At 43.0% G+C, this 2569-nt stretch carries 1 protein-coding gene and 1 pseudogene; both read left to right on the top strand.

Features of this window, described 5'->3' with window-relative positions:
• Positions 1-245 (top strand): annotated as a pseudogene (locus tag ND811_RS19060) (hypothetical protein); the annotation flags it as partial.
• Positions 246-364: 119 nt separating this feature from the next.
• On the top strand, positions 365-2374 hold the full coding sequence (locus tag ND811_RS19055) for an esterase/lipase family protein (RefSeq protein WP_265353564.1): 2010 nt from the start codon (positions 365-367) through the stop codon (positions 2372-2374).
• Positions 2375-2569 lie beyond the last annotated feature (195 nt).

Genomic DNA, 2569 nt, shown 5'->3' with positions numbered 1-2569 from the left:
GTAAAGGTAAAGATGAGTTGATTACCGTTTATGAAGTGTTTGATGCTGACCCAGAACCTTTAAAAAACGCTAAATTGGCGACACTGGATTTATTCAATAATGCCATGAGCTTTTACAATCAGAAGAACTATGAACAGGCGCAATTGCTATTTATTCAATGCCTAGCGAACAATCCACATGATACAGTGAGCAAAATCTACCTAACACGCACATTTGACAGCAGTGGTAAAAGTTGGGAGCAATGATATATAGCCATCTCAGAGTGAACGAATAATATGTTCAGCACACTTAGAAAGTTGAATATGAGATTATAAATTAGGAGTCTGAAACCTATTGTGGATTAGCAGTAGAAAAACTCAAACACTTGAAAATCTTTGATAAGAGCGAAAAAAAGATGAGAAAACAACACATAACAACGCGTACTGTCACAAACAAGGCTTTAAATATTCAAGCACCACAGATGACTGAGCAGTCTGTAAAATGGCGATATGTTATGCCTGCCGTATTATCGGCGAGTATCGCGTTAATGCTTTCTGGGTGTGCGACACCAATTACTGTGGATCATGTTGACTTGCAAACTTCTCAACGTATTAGCAGTGCCAGTGCCTTATCAACGGATGCACCGTCAGAAGCTTCCAGTACCGTGCTTAGACAACACGGACTACTAGATCGGTTTGAATCAGAACCATCTCTTGTGTTGGCTGAACTTCATAAAGGTCTTTCACCAACAGACGATGACGATCAACTATTTGCCTTGGCAGAGTTGTCCTTGCTACACGCTCAGCGCACGCATGACCGAGCCTATTTCTTAGCTTCTGCTGTTTATGCGTGGTCATTACTGTTTCCAGAGAATGGTACGACTATTCAACTGCATCCATCGGATCCACGATTTAGATTAACTTATGATATTTATAATCAAGCCCTTGCTCAAGGTTTTGCCGCGCAGAATGGTCAAGAAGATGAAGTTACTTTGAAATCTGGGACTTATAAACTGCCATTCGGCACATTACGAGTCAAATTAGATGAATCTGGCATGTCGTGGGGTGGTTATAAATTGGATCGTTTTATTTCTACGGCTGCGTTAGCAGTGGATGGGCTTAGAAACCGTTATCATAAATTTGGTATTGGCGTGCCATTGGCGGCGAGTATTGCAAAAGCACAAACGTCTGGAAAAAAAGTGTTGGGTTCTGAACGCATAGGTTTGCGGACAAAAGTGCCTGTCACGGCTTTGTTACGTTTGGAAAATGCGCGTAATCGTTTGAGTAGTGGCAAACTCAATGGGCAACTTGAAGTGTATGCCGCTGATCAAACGACAACAGTGATGATTGATGGACAAAAACAACCGATGGAGTCAGATGCAAGCGCGACTTTTGCATATCAACTGGATGATAGTCCGCTTTATGCGATGGAAATCGCTGGATTTTTGAATGGCGGGATATTGAGCAGTGGTTTGATTCCCAAAGACCGAGCGCAAGACGGTATTTTTACCCTGCAACCTTACAAAGCAGGGAAAATTCCGATTGTGTTAGTACATGGTACAGCATCCAGTCCACTTCGTTGGGCTGAATTAGTCAACGAGTTGAATGGCAATGCAAAAATCCGTGAACACTATCAAATATGGGTATTTATGTACGACAGTGGCAACATGATTCCCTATTCGGCAGGTCGTTTACGCAAAGCATTAACTAACACTTTGCATGAGTTTGATCCCGAAGGCAAAGACCCTGCATTACAACAAATGATCGTGATTGGGCATAGTCAAGGTGGTTTATTGACTAAAACAACCGTCATTGATAACGGTACACAATTTTGGAATCTCATCAGCAACAAACCTTTTGAGCAAGTCAAACTGAATCCCGAAGCCCGCGAACTGCTACAACAATCTTTATTTTATAAACCGTTGCCTTTTGTTAAGCGCGTGGTATTTATTTCAACGCCACAACGCGGTGCGATGTTGGCTGCCTATCAAGTCCTTACTGATCTCGCGGCTAAATTAATTAAATTCCCTGTCACTGTCATGAGCGAACTTAAAGATGTGGCGACAGTGACAGGTGATGAGCGATTAACCGCTATTTTACGCAGACCACCGACAGCAATTGATAATATGAATCCAGACAATCGAGGTTTAAAAATATTAGCCTCTATTCCTGTTGCTGCCGTTCCCGCTCACTCGATTATCGCTGTTCAAGGTGATGGCCCCAAAGAAGAGGGTGATGATGGTGTGGTTGCTTATAAAAGTGCGCATATTGACGAAGCGGTTTCCGAGTTTGTCGTGCGCTGGAATCACTCTTGCCAAGGTCAGCCCGAAGTGATCGAAGAAGTCAAACGCATTTTGTTTGAGCATTTGGCGGCATCAGAAACGGCAAAGCCTTGAGAAATCGAGCGCGTAGGGATAGTTTGAAATCTGGAGTCAAAAAGCTTTAGCTTTTTGCGAATCGCCAATAGCTAAAGCTATTGGACTCCAGCGTCAATCTAAAAAAGCCCTAATTGCCGCTATACCTTGTGCGCCCGCCTGTTGTGCCATACTTAAATCCGCTAAGGTTTGCCCGCCTAAAGCATAGACAGGCAA

This window comes from Leptospira soteropolitanensis, assembly GCF_026151655.1.
Lineage (GTDB): Bacteria > Spirochaetota > Leptospiria > Leptospirales > Leptospiraceae > Leptospira_A > Leptospira_A soteropolitanensis.
The sequence above is the reverse complement of the archived record's forward strand: the minus strand, read 5'-3'. Positions and strand labels throughout refer to the sequence as shown.